The organism is Balneicella halophila (assembly GCF_003096835.1).
Taxonomy (GTDB): Bacteria; Bacteroidota; Bacteroidia; order Bacteroidales; family Balneicellaceae; genus Balneicella; species Balneicella halophila.
This window is the reverse complement of record NZ_QENZ01000005.1, coordinates 268212-282849: the sequence shown is the minus strand read 5'-3', so window position 1 is coordinate 282849 and position 14638 is coordinate 268212. Positions and strand designations below refer to the sequence as shown.

Sequence of the window (14638 nt, the reverse complement as noted above, 5' to 3'; positions counted from 1 at the left end):
CCTTCAATGTGTCGATTTATATTTTATTACTCTAAATTACCAATCATTTTATTAGGATCTACCCAAGCTGTGAATTCCTCGTCAGTCAAGAAACCTAATTCAATAGCAGCCTCACGCAATGTAGTATCTTCAGCATGTGCTTTTTTAGCAATTTTCGCTGCTTTTTCATAACCGATATGTGTATTTAGAGCAGTTACTAACATCAATGAGTTTTCTAAGAGTTCTTTGATGCGTTTTTCATTTGGTTTAATACCAGCCACACAGTTGTCTGTAAATGCACGGCAAGCATCACCTAATAACCGAGCCGACTGTAAAAAGTTAGCAATCATCATTGGCTTGAAAACGTTCAATTCAAAATGTCCTGTAGTTCCAGCATAGGATACTGCAGTGTCATTACCAATAATTTGTCCACAAACCATAGTGATAGCTTCAACCTGTGTAGGGTTTACTTTTCCCGGCATAATTGAAGAACCTGGCTCATTGGAAGGGATAATGAGTTCACCAATTCCAGAACGTGGTACTGAAGCCATTAGACGTATGTCATTAGCAATTTTTGTGATACTTACTGCTAATTGTTTCAATGCTCCGTGGCTTTCTACAATAGCATCATGTGCGGCTAAAGCTTCAAATTTATTTTCAGCAGTTTGGAAAGGCTGTCCTGTGAACTTTGCGATGTACTCGGCAACCTTTACATCATAACCTTTTGGAGTATTCAATCCAGTACCTACAGCTGTTCCGCCCAATGCTAACTGTGATAAGTGAGCTAAAGTGTTTTTCAAAGCTTTCAATCCAAAGTTGATTTGAGCAACATAGCCAGAGAACTCTTGACCTAAAGTAAGAGGAGTCGCATCCATCCAGTGCGTACGTCCTATTTTCACTACATCTTTCATTTCTTCAGACTTCTTCTGCAAGGAATCTCTGAGATATTCAACTCCGGGAATGGTTGTTTCGATTAGCATTCTGTATGCAGCAATATGCATTGCAGTTGGGAATGTATCGTTAGATGATTGTGATTTATTTACATCATCATTAGGGTGAATTTTCTTATCACCTTCTCCTAATTTTCCACCATCCAATACGTGAGCACGATTAGAAACGACTTCGTTCACATTCATATTAGACTGCGTTCCTGAACCTGTTTGCCAAATTACCAAAGGGAATTGGTCGTCTAACTTACCTTCTATGATTTCATCAGCCGCTTTTGCGATAAGATCTTTTTTTTCTTCGGGAAGAACTCCTAGTTCAGCATTTGCATAGGCTGCTGCCTTTTTTAAGTAGCCAAAAGCATGAATAATTTCTTTAGGCATAGAAGCTGGAGCTCCAATAGGAAAGTTTTGTTTAGAGCGTTGTGTTTGTGCTCCCCAATATTTATCAGCAGGCACTTTTACCTCACCCATAGTGTCATGTTCTATTCGATAACTCATAATGATATAGTTTTTATTAATATGTTATAAATACGCTCTCAAAATTAGCGAATTTTTCAAGAAAAAACGAATTGGATTATAGTAATCCTTGCCAGAGTAAATTATTTTTCAAAAGTGTCGATAATTGGGGCTTAGATTCAAATATTCCATAGATAGATGAACCACTACCAGAAAGAGAAGCGTAAATAGCACCATTTCTGTAAAGTTCGCTTTTAAGTTCTTCTAACAGTGGGAATTGAAGAAACAATCCATCTTCAAAATCATTTTTGATATTTTCTTCCCATTCAGCAATAGGCAATTGATCTACAGATTTTAAATCAAAATTAGAGGATTTAGGAACTGTATTTTTATACGCAGTCGCTGTGCTGATAAAAATGTCGGGCTTTAACAGCACTAAATAGTGTCCTTTTAAATCAACAGAAACCTCTTTAAGATTTTCACCTCTGCCAGTGGCTAGTTGTGGTGTGTTTTTTATGAAAAATGGATCATCGCTTCCTAATTCACTTGCATGGCTTTCGAGTTCTTCGACTGTCAAATTTAAATTGAAATATTGATTGAGCAGTTTTAGCATAAACGCGGCATCAGCAGATCCTCCTCCAAGACCTGCTCCATATGGAATATTTTTATACAATATAATATCAATAGGAGGGAGAGAATAACGTTCTCTCAAAAGATGATAAGCTTTCATCACCGATGTTTGCTCATAATCAATATCATCAATTTTGATTCCTGAATTCTGATAGTTGGTTTTACCAGTTTTGCTTTTGCGAATTTCTAGTGCATCTTTAAGAGGTATAGGATAGAGTATCGTCTCTATATTATGGTAACCATCATCTCGTTTTTCAGTAATATAGAGTCCGATATTTATTTTTGCATTGGGGAAGCTAATCATAGTTACAAAAGTAAAACAAAAAAGGGAAAACTAATGCGTTTTCCCTTTTTTGTATTGTTGAGTTGGTATTTAAAATTATACCATTCTTCTTTCTTTGATTCTTGCTTTTTTACCAGTACGCTCACGTAGGTAAAATAGTCTTGAGCGACGTACACGTCCACTTTTGTTAAGTTCGATTTTTTCAATGGCTGGTGAGTTTATCGGAATAATTCTTTCTACTCCAATATTTCCAGACATTTTACGAACTGTGAAACGTTTATTGTTTCCTTCTCCTGAGATTTGAATAACAACTCCACGGAAAATCTGAATACGCTCTTTGTTACCCTCTTTGATTTTGTAATGTACACTAATAGTGTCACCACTACGGAATTTTGGGTGGTTTAATTCGCCTCCAAATGCCTCTTCGGCTACTTTAATTAAGTCCATTTCTTTCTACTTTTAGTAATTTCTATTTTGTTTCACGAGGTGCAATATTACGGACTAACTGTAAGAGATTGCACACGATTTTTCAGGTCGGCAAAGGTAATAAACTTTCTTTTAATTACCAATGAAGCGTTTAAAATTTACTCTTTCATTTTCAGTTTGTCACCTGTTTGCTCTATGATGCTTTTATAGTATTCATTGCTATATCCAGGTTGTTCAACCTTAGGGTTCTTTTTATTTGGCACTTTTGTTTTAATGTTTCCATCCATATATTTAGCAAACAAATAGCCATAGAATCTTCTCCAATCATCAACCATTGCGTTTCCTTGTCTCTTAGAGTAACTGGTCAAATATTGAACTGCACCAGCTTTATTGCCTTGGTCATACTGATATTTTGCATTTTTGTCGATAGTTTTAATATCTTCTAGAAATCCTCGTTCTGTCTCATCTTGTTTAGCTTTTACCTCCGGGTGGATGTAGCTATAGCGAGTATATCCAAAATTTGAAATTTGATTGAAAACCCAAAATGCAGATTCATTAGTAAAATCCATAATGTCACCATTTCCTTCTGCAAAAGCATAAGGAACATCTGTAGCAGAGGTGTACATAGGGAAATAACAAGTAAAAGCAGTGTCATCAACTCCAAACCAAATAATACCGCCAATTTCGTCTGGTAACCAGTTACGTGACTGAGATACAAAAGAAAAGCCTGTTTGTTGTGTGCTGGTAGTACGTTCGTGGCAATACTTAACACCATCAACCTCCCAAGTCATTGGTCTCCATCGATATGGATTGCCAAAAGGACCTGCACCTACATCCTTACTCATATCCAACTCAGTATTTTCTAAATGGTCACGCATCAAATCCATAACGTCTTTAGGATCTACTTTTTTGTTTGGCTTTACCCAAAGAGGCATTCTATTAGTCGCATAGCCTTTGTCATCATATTTTATATCGCCCTTACCATATTCAAAATACTGATCCATTCCATCTGTAATTTTATTGAACATCGCCCAAACACGTAATTCGCAGAATCTTGCACCTCCAAAGTCAACAGGTGCATAGCTGTCAGAAAAGCTAAAGTCTTTATCAGAAGCATTTTGTGGGTAGAATCCCATTTTTTTAGCAAAAGAAATCACATCAGAAGAATATACAGTTGTTACCTCTTTATTGAAAATGTCATCAATATTATCTGAAGTAGCAACAGTATTTCCTGATTGTGGGAAAGTAGTAATACGAGCCTGATTAGCGTGTCCGCTTACGTAGCCATCAGGAATCATCCGTGCTACCCAAACAGCCCCTTTTTCTTCATTCCCTTTACCAATTAACTCCATAATCCAAACTTCGTCTTTATCAGCTATAGAGAACGACTCACCACTACTGTAATAACCATGTTCTTTGACTAAATTAGCCATAGTTTTTATTGCTTCACGTGCTGACTTTGCGCGTTGAAGAGTGATGTAAATTAAACTGCCGTAGTCGATAATTGCTCCATCCTGATGATAAAGCTCTTTGCGTCCGCCATAGGTGGTCTCTCCAATAGCTAATTGGTGCTCATTCATATTACCTACAACATTGTAAGTGTGTGCTACTTGCGGAATTCTCCCAAGAAATTTACCTGTATCCCATTCTATTACATCTAGCATAGTGCCTTCAGGATAGTCAGCTGCCGGCCAATGGTAAAGTTCACCATAAATAACGTGAGCATCAGCTGCATAGGTTATCATAGTAGAACCATCAGTGGTGGTTGATTTGGTAAATAGAAAATTAGTACAAGCAAAACTTGCCACAGTGCTAAGTATAAAAAATATACTTAAAATGCTAAATTTCTTCATTGTATTAGTTTTTAGTTATTGATTTTGTTATGAGTCTAAAAGCTTCAATAATTATGATTACGATACCTGCTCCGAGTAGTGCTCCAGATAAAAAGGAGATAAACCGATATGATAATTCTAACTCAGGTAGAGCCAATCCTAAAACCACACAAGCTATTCCTATCAACAGTTTTTTCATAATTAAATAAACGTTTGACAACAAATGTAACAAAAATAGGTGAGATCTAAATAGTAACTAAAGTGTGTTACAAAGCAGAATATTTAGGGGAGTTTAAGAAAGTTTATTTGCTAATACAAGTGTTGATTCTTAGGTTTCTTTTTTGACTTTTGAAAATATCCTACCAATAGTCCGACACCTAGTCCTAGCAGTAGTCCTGCAAGTGCATCAAAGAAATCAGTTCTAGAATTGATGAAAAGTAATATTATACTTGCGATAACTAAAATGATTCCACTAATTAGTTTCATAGTTTTAAAATTAAATTATTAATAAAATACTGAATTTTTTAAAATTGATATTTTGAGTAGAAAATTAGGGACAGAAAGCTATTTTTTATACTTGTAATGTCCTATAATTTTATAATCAAAAAGACAATCTTGCAGAACTTGACCGGCTCCAATATTGTGTATAATCAGAGGACTCTTATTTTTTAGACTTTTTTTGCTAGATACAATACCGATATGGGTGATACCACCACCTAAATTCCAGCAAACAATATCTCCAGGCTTATAATCATTAGCGTTGTTTGTTATTTCTAGTACCTCCCCAAATCTTGAGAAGAAAGTCATATGATTTGGAACCCTGCGATGATCTATATTGGTATCAGTCCCTTTTAATCCCCAGATCTTAGGATATTTACCAAAATGAGTTTTCATATCTGTATGGACTTCCTTCTGTAGATCAACACCAACTTTTCGATATGCCCTTATTATTACATCAGTGCATACACCCTTATTTTCGGGAATATCACCATTAGGATAGGTTATTTTAAAATAGTTAGGGTCGTATTGTACTTTTTGTTGAGTTAATACAAATGCAGAATCAGCAAGTTGCTTGTAAAAGTTTGTTTGACCGAATATCGTGGTAAAGGATAAGAGGAAAAGTAGTAAATAGAAAGATTTTCGCATCAAGACTTTTTATTGCTAAATTTACTATGATGCTGAATAATAAAAAAAGGAATTACAAAATTTTGAAACTCCTTTCTATTTTTTCTGTCCGATATTATTAATAATCTTCCCTGAACATAGGATCCCAAGGTGGAAGTACTATAGGTTTTTGATTCAGATATTCAAGTGTTTTGGCATCAATGTATTTTTTGTTGATTACCACTCGGAACATATATTCGTCAAACCACTTGTCTGTAAAGGTTAAATAACCATTGTGTCCCGCTGATGCTCCCCAACTGTTTTCAAATTGCCATTTTACAGGTTTATCATCTTTCAAATCTACAGCTATTAATGTCATAGCGTGAGTAGAGCCACTATCATAAGTCTTGATTCGTTGTGCCTTATTCATTCCGAATTCCACTCCATAAAGTGACTCAAAATCATAGTTGTAAATATCGCTATATCCTAAATCTTTATTTATCTGTTTGTTCACATCACAGGAAGCGTACATTGCCTCATTATTTTTAATACTTTCTATGGCAAACTTTTTAATATCATCAGAAGGAAGGTTCAAATAAATCCAGTTTTTACCTTCCATCACATTACGATCATAATCAATTTCATACATTTTGAAGTAGGGGCGAGAAGGGTCATTCATCAACATCACATAGTTCGAAAAATCATAATCTCCAAGAACTTCTTTCATGAATGATATAGGTGTGTAAGTCTTGTATTCACCAAGTTTTCCATTTTTATCAACAAAGCGGTAGTCAAACTCTGCAGGCGGCTCGCCTAAATTCAAGCATAATATTCGATAAATATCTCCGAGCATTTTAATCTTGGCATTTTGAATAGCATTTTTTGACGTTTTTGACGTTGCAATATTGCGTATTTCTAAACCATCTTCACGTAATTTACGTTTGATAAGCTTTAGCATCCAGTGAGTATTATTACTTGTGTTAGTCTCAGGCATTACCTGTTCAGGAACGAGTCCATATTTTTCTGCAAGATTTGAGAAAGAATTCCAGACACCACCGTCACCTATTGTACTTCGAAACAAATGATCAACCGATTTGTCATCCATTGGAAGGTTGGCATACTTTATCTGAGCTTCTAAAAAGAGATTACATTTCTCGAAAATATCCCAGAAGTACAAATAGTTGTGTGAAAAATCAAAGTTTGATAGTTGGTATTTCTCAATAATTGATGGGCGCAATACATTCATTCCGGTAAACATCCAACAACGTCCGGAGCTTTTTTGGTCTGTGATACCCTTCGCATTTACCCTATATGTGAAATTATGATCTACAGTGCTTAAATTTTCACGACTAAGCACTAATTTCATAACATCATTGTTACTCAAAGCATTTGTAAGAGCCTTTGTCGCCGGGTCGTTGGCATTGTACGACTTTTTTATTTCTCTCATTTGCTCTTTGCCTATGGTTCCCTCTTGGGCGTATGAACTTAACCACAGGCTAATGAATACAATTAAAAATGCAATTTTTCTCATATTTTAGATATTATTGGTTTTAACATTCTGAATTTATCATCACAAAATACCCAATATTTTTTGAAAGCTCAAAGGATATGTTTGATTAATAAACAATAGATGTTGTATAATATAAAAATCAAAAAAAGGAGTCACTATATCAGTAACTCCTTTCTCTTTTTGGACATATTTGTTTTATTTTAAATTGGTGTTTTTTTAAGCTCTTAAGAGATTTTCCATATCTTCCTCTACTTCTCCGATGCCTGAAATTCCAAAATTTTCAATCAAAACATTTGCTACATTAGGAGAAAGAAATGCCGGTAGGGTAGGTCCTAATTTGATGTTTTTAACGCCTAGGTGTAATAATGCTAACAGTACAATAACGGCTTTTTGTTCATACCAAGCAATATTGTAGGCGATTGGTAAGTCGTTTAAATCATCCAAGCCAAAGACTTCTTTCAATGCCAAAGCTATTTTTACCAATGAGTAAGAGTCGTTACATTGCCCTGCATCTAAAACACGAGGTATACCACCAATATCTCCTAATGCTAACTTATTGTAGCGAAACTTAGCACAGCCAGCCGTAAGAATAACAGTGTCTTGTGGTAATTTTGATGCAAAATCAGTATAGTAGTTACGTTTATTTTGGCGACCGTCGCAACCAGCCATTACAAAGAACTTCTTAATCGCACCACTCTTCACTGCATCTACAACTTTGTCTGCTAATTCTATCACTTGGTTGTGAGCAAATCCGCCATTGATTTCTCCGGTTTCTATTTCCTTTGGAGGAGGGCACGTTTTTGCTAATTCAATAATTTCAGAGAAGTCTTTACGACCGCCTTTTTCCCTATCTGGAATATGCTTAGATCCAGGATAACCGGCAGCTCCTGTTGTAAATACTTTATCTGCATAGGTTGAACTCTTTGAAGGGGGAACGATACAATTGGTCGTAAACAAAATAGGACCTTGGAAGGCTGTAAATTCTTCTTTTTGTTGCCACCATGCGTTTCCATAATTTCCGATGAAATGTTTATATTTCTTGAATGCCGGATAAGCATGTGCAGGTAACATTTCGCAGTGAGTATAAACATCTACTCCCTTACCTTCAGTTTGGATAAGTAAGTCTTCAATATCTCTAAGGTCGTGACCACTAATTAGTATTCCCGGTTTGTCTCCAACTCCGATATTCACTTTCGTAGCTACAGGATTTCCGTAAGATGATGTATTTGCATTGTCTAACAACTGCATGGCTTCAACACCATACTTCCCTGTTTCTAATGTGAGACCTACTAAATCATCTACAGATAGGCTGTCGTCGGTAGTTGATGCCAAAGCTCTTTGAATGAACACATGAATTTCTTCTTTTTCATGCCCCAGATTGTACGCGTGTTCTACGTATGCCGCCATTCCTTTAACACCATAAGTCACTAATTCCCTTAAACTGCGAATATCCTCATTCTCTGTAGCAAGAACACTCACGTCTTCATTTTTGGCTTCAAATTCTTCTTCTGTTTCTCCAGTCCATATCGCACTGTCATGCAATTCTTCAGGTAGTTTTCCGCCTGCATTTACAAATGACTCTCGAACTTCATCTCTTACTTTTAGAGCGTCTTTGATGAAATTTACAAATCTTTCATTATCAAAATTTGCATTGGTTATTGTCATGAATAAGCCATCAAAAACAACTTTATTTACGCTATCATTTATTTCAATACCCTGTTTTCTTGCTAATGTTGTGTAGATGGATATTCCTTTCAGCACATACATCGTTAAATCTTGCAAGTGACATAAATCCTCTTTTTTGCCACAAGTTCCTACTACTGTGCAGGCAACTCCTTTAGTAGCCTCTTGACATTGATAACAAAACATACTCATAATTTCTATATTTTAATGTGTTTTTTCATTGAATTGATACAAAGATGCTGATTCGTTGTAATGAAAAATGTAATTTGGATTACATAATGGCGTTTTTCTTTATCTTTATCCTAAAAAATGATTAAAATACTTTCACAAATACCTTTATTCAAAGGAATATCTATAGCTAATCTATCTCATGCTTTTGAAAAGATCCATTATCAAGTCCGTGATTATCAAGCTGAGAATATTATCGCGTATAGTGGCGATACTTGTGATAGTCTGCATGTACTGCTTGAAGGTCGTGTAAGGGGAGAAGTAGCAAATTTTAATGGTAAGAATGTAGTAGTTGATGATATTTTTGCACCCAGTACTTTTGCTGAGGCTTTTTTATTTGCAACTCAGGATAAACTTTTAGTAAATATCGTAGCAACCACTCAGGCTAAAGTGTTGAGAATCCCAAAAGAAGAGTTCCTGCGATTGCTACAGATGGAAGATGCAATCCTTAGAAACTACCTCAATGCTACGGCTAATCGATTTGTGACCGTATCACAGAAACTGAGATTTTTAAGCTTGAAAAATGTAAAACAGAAATTAGCTCATTATTTACTTGGAATTAAGCAACAACATCCTGATAAAGATTTTTTCCCTTTAGGAAAAACGCATGAAGCTCTAGCTGCCTTATTTGGAATAACTAGACCAGCACTCACCAAAAATCTTTTAGCACTTCAGGAAGAAAATATTATTGTTGTCAAAAATAAACGGGTGAAAATATTGGATGAAAGATTATTGATGAGTTACTTAGGAAAATGATGATTCTAGATGAAGTGGTCTGTAAAGAATTAGTCTTTTTCGTTATTTAAAGCTTATGTTATAACAAACATAGCTTGGCTTTTTTTAATAGTTAGTTATTTAGAATATCTTTGGCATCATTTTAAAACTTTTTCTAAACAAACCATTTATTTAAGATTTTACAAGACGATGAAAAAGAAAGACTTACTATTTATTAGTGTATGTATCATAGTATTTGCTCCATTTTTTATTTTTGATAGCGTTTATGATGCCTATACTAAATTTAATACTGAACATGGAATGCTAATGTCCTTCATTAAATTTGCTATTCTAGCTACCTTAGGAGAAGTTATTGGTTTGCGTATAAAAACAGGACAATACAATAAAGAAGGTTTTGGAATCATTCCTCGTGCTATAGTTTGGGGTTTCTTAGGATTGACGGTCAAAATGTCCTTGATAATTTTTGCTACAGGAGTTCCTCAGTTCCTTGCCTATTTGGGTTTTGATGAAGCAATATCGGTGATGAAGCAAGCATTTAGTACCGATAAATTAGTTGTAGCGTTTTGCATCAGTGCAGCAATGAATACTATTTATGCTCCAGTTATGATGACATTTCATAAAATTACTGATACTCATATTCTTGCTAATGGCGGGACTGTTGCTGGCCTATTTACGCCCATTCGCTTCAAAAAAATATTTCAAGAATTAGATTGGGGCGTACAGTGGGGATTTGTCTTCAAAAAGACGATTCCATTTTTCTGGATACCAGCACATACGATAACTTTTTTATTACCTCCGGAATTTCAAGTTCTCTTTGCCGCATTATTAGGAATTATGCTAGGTGTTTTACTTGCTATTGCTTCACAAAAAAGCAGTGCAGTTGAGTAAACCCCTCTAGTATTAAAGACGCATTAGATTTAAAAAAGTATGTCCTCAATCTATTTAATATTTATTTGTCTTCTTGCAGGTTATTTGCTCAAGAAATTTAAAGTTGTAAATGTTGATGCTTTCAAGACATTAAATTCCTTAGTCATATACTTTGCCTTACCAGCACTTACGCTTTATTTTATCCCTAAAATCGAATTAACTTCAGAATTATTATTTCCGATTTTGATGCCTTGGGTAAATATAGGACTATGATGGTTGTTGTTTGGTTTTTTGGGGTATAAATTCGGCTGGAGTAAATCGTTAACAGGTGCGTTAATCATCATGGCTGGTTTTGGCAACACGTCATTTGTGGGTATTCATGTGATACTGGCACTTTATGGTAAAGAGGGCATAGAAACTGTGATTATGGTTGACCAACCTGGTAGTTTCGTTGCGCTTACAACCGTAGGGATATTAATTGCCAATATTTATGCTAATAAGCATCAAATATCAGCAAGGCTGGTCGTTGGAAACATTCTTAAATTCCCACCCTTTCTTGCTTTCGTCATAGGTTGGGCGCTTAATTTATGTCAACTTAACATTCCTGAAGATATTGATGCTACTTTAGATATGATGGGGAGTTTGGTTGTGCCTTTAGCCCTTCTTTCTGTTGGCATGCAATTAAAATTAGACTTTAAAAGTCTGCACTGGAACTACGTTTGGTTAGGATTAGGTTTTAAACTTTTACTTTTTCCCGCGATTATCTTTACTTTATGTTTCATTGTCTTTAAGGAAACAGGTCAGATTATTGAAATTACGGTTATAGAATCTGCGATGGCGTCTATGATTACGGCAGCGATTGTTGCGATTGAATATGGTTTAAAACCACGTTTTTTGCAGTCTTATGTTGAGTGTTGGAATACCTCTGTCATTTTTAACTATTGGACTGTGGTATTGGCTAATTCAGATTTTCTAAAAAAAAGATTCAATAGAAAGGCGTTTTTATTGGAAATTTTCATCAGAAAATTGACTTAGAAGCCAATAATCTGAGATAGGGAAAATCTTACAACTCCCTTTTTAGTTTTACACTAACGTAAAATGCATTCCTATAAAGTTATATTGATACTTTTTTAAATAAAATAATTCAGTTTTCTTATATTTACAGGTATGAATTGGGATCTGTTGTTAAAACTAGCATATTATCTATTTCTAATTGGTATATCCATTAGAGTTATTTACGATACCAAATCGTCAGTTAAGGCTTCCGCTTATATCTTACTTATATTTATACTTCCTATACTTGGCGTGCTAATTTATCTATCCTTTGGTTTAAACTATCGAAAGTCTGGGATCTATGACAAAAAGCTACTTTTAGATGATAAACAAGCTGATAGAATTAGTGAGATTATCCAGTTTTATCTTAAAAAATCCAAAGGAGCATTTAAAAGCAGATACAACAATTTTTATGGTCTGAGTCAAATGCTTTTTTCCGATAATAAATGTCTTCCTACCAGAAACAATAAAGTGAAATTATTGGAAAATGGAGAACAAAAGTTTGTGTACTTATTAGATGCGCTAAAGAATGCTAAGCATCATATTCACATGGAATATTATATCTATGAAAATGATGAGATAGGTAATGAAATTGCAAAGATATTAATGCAGAAAGCCAAAGAAGGAGTAGAAGTAAGGTTTATCTATGATGACTTTGGGAGTAATAGGATTCGTAAAAACCTTGTAAAAAAGATGCGCAAGAACGGAGTGGAAGCCTTTGCCTTTTATAAAGTTATCTTTATTTATCTTGCCAATAGATTGAATTATCGAAATCACAGAAAAATTGTCATTATTGATGGTGAAAAGGCGTTTGTAGGAGGCATTAACGTCAGCGATAAATATATTAACAAACAAATCACAAAGAATTATTGGAGGGATACCCACCTCATGATTGAAGGAGAAGCGGTTTGGGAACTGCAACGCATCTTTTTAGCAGATTGGAACTTCTGTGCGAATCAAGAAGTGAAACCTAGAGCTGAATTTTTCAAAGAACATACGAGGCTAGAAGCGGGGCAATGGGTTCAGGTGGTCTCAAGTGGTCCTGATTCTAAGAATCCAAGTATATTGTATAGCTTTTTACAAGCTATAGCAGTGGCTAAAAAGGAAGTCTATATCACAACGCCATATCTGATTCCTAGTGAAGATTTTATTCAGGCACTGCATATGGCTGCTTTGCGTGGAGTTGATGTACGTATTTTAGTACCTGAAAAATCAGATTCCATTTTTGTTAACTCTGTAAGCAAGTCATATTTTAGAGATCTATTGAGTAAGGGGATTAAAATTTACCTATACCAAAAAGGCTTTGTTCATGCAAAAACGATGGTGTGCGATGAGCAGCTAGCCGTAGTAGGCACAGCAAATATTGATAACCGAAGTTTTGACCTGAATTTTGAAGTCAATGCACTAGTTTACGATGAAGATTTTGCAACTGAATTGAAAACTTTATTCTTTAAGGATTTATCAGATGCAAAAGAATTAGAGCTCGCCGAGTGGAGTAAGCGAAGAAAATCAATCCAAATTTTAGAAAAGGCTATTCGGGTATTTTCGCCGTTGCTTTAACCATTAATATTATGATGAATGAAAATAGCGATTAAATCATTTGATGAATTGTCAAGAGATGAACTCTATGCGATACTTAAACTTCGGAGCGAGGTTTTTGTCGTAGAACAACAATGTGTATATCAAGATATAGATGGAAAAGATCAAATGGCGTTGCATGTGATAGGGAAGGATGCAGGGAAAATCATTGCCTATTCGCGTGTTTTTGCTCCAGGAGAGTATTTTGAAATAGCAAGTATCGGCAGGGTAGTGGTTTCAATAGCGCAACGTAATCAAAAGTATGGATACGAAATAGTAAAAGCATCAATTAATGCCATTCAAAATCATTTTCATACTTCAGACATTTGCATCTCAGCACAATGCTATCTTGAGAAATTTTATGCGGATTTAGGCTTCCAAGCCACTGGAAATAAGTATTTAGAAGATGGTATTCCTCATATGACAATGCTGTACAAAAAATAAGCTACTCCTCAGTAATTTCATTGATAGTATTTGGAGTTACAACAGGTTTCTTCTCAAAAGCATCTTTAACAAACTCCTCGTAGGCTTTCCCTTTAAAAATCGCTTTACTTCCTGCTCCGATTCCTATGACTGTCGCCATGGCTTTATCTGTAGATGTATTTATCTTGATTAAATCATCTTCTCTAGCGTGATAAACGAATCCGTTAGTCGGGTTAGGTGCCGTCGGCACATAGACGATGCAGAATCCATTGCCCATACGCTCTACAATAAAACCCACCATATGCGAATTCGTATGATAAACATCAATCAATACGACTTCTTCGAAAGGCTTATCTTCTACACTGGTAAATTGATTAATAATGTTCTTAATGGTATTGTAAAGAGGAATTGATGAAAAAATATTGTTTTCTATGCTGAGAAAGAATTTTTGTCCTCTTGCCGTGGAAACGAAAACCCCAATAAGTAAAAAAAGTCCCACAAGAATTAAAAGTGCAAACAAATTGAGTATCCACACGTTTATGTTCACTGTATCAGTAAGTGTTTGGCTGAATGGAGTGATAACACCAACAACTAAACGGAACAGAAAAATAAAAAGCAGTAAAATAATTATGAGGGGAAGAGCAAATATGAACCCACTCAATATTTTACTCAGAATATAAGATTTATAATTTACCTTATTGTTTGTTGGCTTTTTCATAAACAAGTTAAGTAATAGTATTTATAAAAATATTCAAAATTACACGTTTAGTAGCATAGCAAAAATAGCACCAAAATAAAATAGTGTTGGTCAAAAATAAATTTTTTATAGATTTTAAAAGAATTGCGAATAATTTGTGTGATGTTCAAAATCTTTTGGCTTTTGAACATCGTACTGGAGAAGATT

General features: G+C 34.9%; 14 protein-coding genes and 1 pseudogene. 5 read left to right on the top strand and 10 right to left on the bottom strand.

Features of this window, described 5'->3' with window-relative positions; translation table 11 throughout:
* Positions 1 to 26: 26 nt before the first annotated feature.
* From fumC to hcp, 9 genes are all read right to left on the bottom strand, one after another.
* Positions 27 to 1424, bottom strand: coding sequence for a class II fumarate hydratase (gene fumC / locus C7377_RS08280; RefSeq protein WP_116496886.1), 1398 nt, complete (start codon positions 1422 to 1424; stop codon positions 27 to 29).
* 76 nt (positions 1425 to 1500) lie between these two features.
* Positions 1501 to 2316 (bottom strand): 4-(cytidine 5'-diphospho)-2-C-methyl-D-erythritol kinase, encoded by an 816-nt coding sequence (gene ispE, locus C7377_RS08275; RefSeq protein ID WP_116496885.1) that lies wholly within the window; start codon positions 2314 to 2316, stop codon positions 1501 to 1503.
* 75 nt (positions 2317 to 2391) lie between these two features.
* A complete protein-coding gene (gene rplS, locus C7377_RS08270) occupies positions 2392 to 2742 on the bottom strand; it encodes a 50S ribosomal protein L19 (protein WP_116496884.1) in 351 nt (116 codons plus the stop codon).
* 137 nt (positions 2743 to 2879) lie between these two features.
* Positions 2880 to 4574, bottom strand: coding sequence for a dipeptidase (locus C7377_RS08265; protein WP_116496883.1), 1695 nt, complete (start codon positions 4572 to 4574; stop codon positions 2880 to 2882).
* Between the two features lie 4 nt (positions 4575 to 4578).
* On the bottom strand, positions 4579 to 4752 hold the full coding sequence (locus C7377_RS09405) for a hypothetical protein (RefSeq protein WP_165806883.1): 174 nt from the start codon (positions 4750 to 4752) through the stop codon (positions 4579 to 4581).
* 110 nt (positions 4753 to 4862) lie between these two features.
* Positions 4863 to 5039 (bottom strand): hypothetical protein, encoded by a 177-nt coding sequence (locus C7377_RS09400; RefSeq protein ID WP_165806882.1) that lies wholly within the window; start codon positions 5037 to 5039, stop codon positions 4863 to 4865.
* A 78-nt stretch (positions 5040 to 5117) separates the two neighbouring features.
* Entirely contained in the window at positions 5118 to 5699 is a 582-nt protein-coding gene (locus C7377_RS08260; RefSeq protein ID WP_116496882.1) for a DUF1287 domain-containing protein, read from the bottom strand.
* 97 nt (positions 5700 to 5796) lie between these two features.
* Positions 5797 to 7188, bottom strand: a complete 1392-nt coding sequence (locus C7377_RS08255) for a C1 family peptidase (protein ID WP_116496881.1) — start codon at positions 7186 to 7188, stop codon at positions 5797 to 5799.
* 195 nt (positions 7189 to 7383) lie between these two features.
* Entirely contained in the window at positions 7384 to 9036 is a 1653-nt protein-coding gene (hcp, locus tag C7377_RS08250) for a hydroxylamine reductase (protein ID WP_207778471.1), read from the bottom strand.
* 123 nt (positions 9037 to 9159) lie between these two features.
* Here hcp and C7377_RS08245 point away from each other — a divergent pair, with 123 nt between their 5' ends.
* The 5 genes and pseudogenes from C7377_RS08245 (at position 9160) to C7377_RS08220 (ending at position 13755) form a co-directional block, all read left to right on the top strand.
* Positions 9160 to 9834, top strand: a complete 675-nt coding sequence (locus tag C7377_RS08245) for a Crp/Fnr family transcriptional regulator (protein WP_116496879.1) — start codon at positions 9160 to 9162, stop codon at positions 9832 to 9834.
* A gap of 168 nt (positions 9835 to 10002) precedes the next feature.
* On the top strand, positions 10003 to 10701 hold the full coding sequence (locus C7377_RS08240; protein ID WP_116496878.1) for an Mpv17/PMP22 family protein: 699 nt from the start codon (positions 10003 to 10005) through the stop codon (positions 10699 to 10701).
* Between the two features lie 39 nt (positions 10702 to 10740).
* Positions 10741 to 11715 (top strand): annotated as a pseudogene (locus C7377_RS09855) (AEC family transporter).
* A gap of 132 nt (positions 11716 to 11847) precedes the next feature.
* Complete coding sequence (gene cls, locus C7377_RS08225; protein ID WP_116496875.1) at positions 11848 to 13293, top strand: cardiolipin synthase; 1446 nt, start codon at positions 11848 to 11850, stop codon at positions 13291 to 13293.
* Between the two features lie 18 nt (positions 13294 to 13311).
* Entirely contained in the window at positions 13312 to 13755 is a 444-nt protein-coding gene (locus C7377_RS08220; RefSeq protein WP_116496874.1) for a GNAT family N-acetyltransferase, read from the top strand.
* A gap of 1 nt (position 13756) precedes the next feature.
* On the opposite strand, the gene C7377_RS08215 is transcribed toward C7377_RS08220, so the two are convergent.
* On the bottom strand, positions 13757 to 14452 hold the full coding sequence (locus C7377_RS08215) for a DUF502 domain-containing protein (RefSeq protein WP_116496873.1): 696 nt from the start codon (positions 14450 to 14452) through the stop codon (positions 13757 to 13759).
* Between the last annotated feature and the right edge of the window lie 186 nt (positions 14453 to 14638).

Excerpts from the sequence above, each read along its gene's own strand:
- C7377_RS09405 (WP_165806883.1), bottom strand. The coding sequence starts at position 4,752 with ATGAAAAAACTGTTGATAGGAATAGCTTGTGTGGTTTTAGGATTGGCT.
- hcp (WP_207778471.1), bottom strand. The coding sequence starts at position 9,036 with ATGTTTTGTTATCAATGTCAAGAGGCTACTAAAGGAGTTGCCTGCACA.
- C7377_RS09400 (WP_165806882.1), bottom strand. The coding sequence starts at position 5,039 with ATGAAACTAATTAGTGGAATCATTTTAGTTATCGCAAGTATAATATTA.
- C7377_RS08260 (WP_116496882.1), bottom strand. The coding sequence starts at position 5,699 with ATGCGAAAATCTTTCTATTTACTACTTTTCCTCTTATCCTTTACCACG.
- C7377_RS08265 (WP_116496883.1), bottom strand. The coding sequence starts at position 4,574 with ATGAAGAAATTTAGCATTTTAAGTATATTTTTTATACTTAGCACTGTG.
- fumC (WP_116496886.1), bottom strand. The coding sequence starts at position 1,424 with ATGAGTTATCGAATAGAACATGACACTATGGGTGAGGTAAAAGTGCCT.
- C7377_RS08215 (WP_116496873.1), bottom strand. The coding sequence starts at position 14,452 with ATGAAAAAGCCAACAAACAATAAGGTAAATTATAAATCTTATATTCTG.
- C7377_RS08240 (WP_116496878.1), top strand. The coding sequence starts at position 10,003 with ATGAAAAAGAAAGACTTACTATTTATTAGTGTATGTATCATAGTATTT.
- C7377_RS08255 (WP_116496881.1), bottom strand. The coding sequence starts at position 7,188 with ATGAGAAAAATTGCATTTTTAATTGTATTCATTAGCCTGTGGTTAAGT.
- rplS (WP_116496884.1), bottom strand. The coding sequence starts at position 2,742 with ATGGACTTAATTAAAGTAGCCGAAGAGGCATTTGGAGGCGAATTAAAC.
- ispE (WP_116496885.1), bottom strand. The coding sequence starts at position 2,316 with ATGATTAGCTTCCCCAATGCAAAAATAAATATCGGACTCTATATTACT.
- C7377_RS08245 (WP_116496879.1), top strand. The coding sequence starts at position 9,160 with ATGATTAAAATACTTTCACAAATACCTTTATTCAAAGGAATATCTATA.
- cls (WP_116496875.1), top strand. The coding sequence starts at position 11,848 with ATGAATTGGGATCTGTTGTTAAAACTAGCATATTATCTATTTCTAATT.
- C7377_RS08220 (WP_116496874.1), top strand. The coding sequence starts at position 13,312 with ATGAAAATAGCGATTAAATCATTTGATGAATTGTCAAGAGATGAACTC.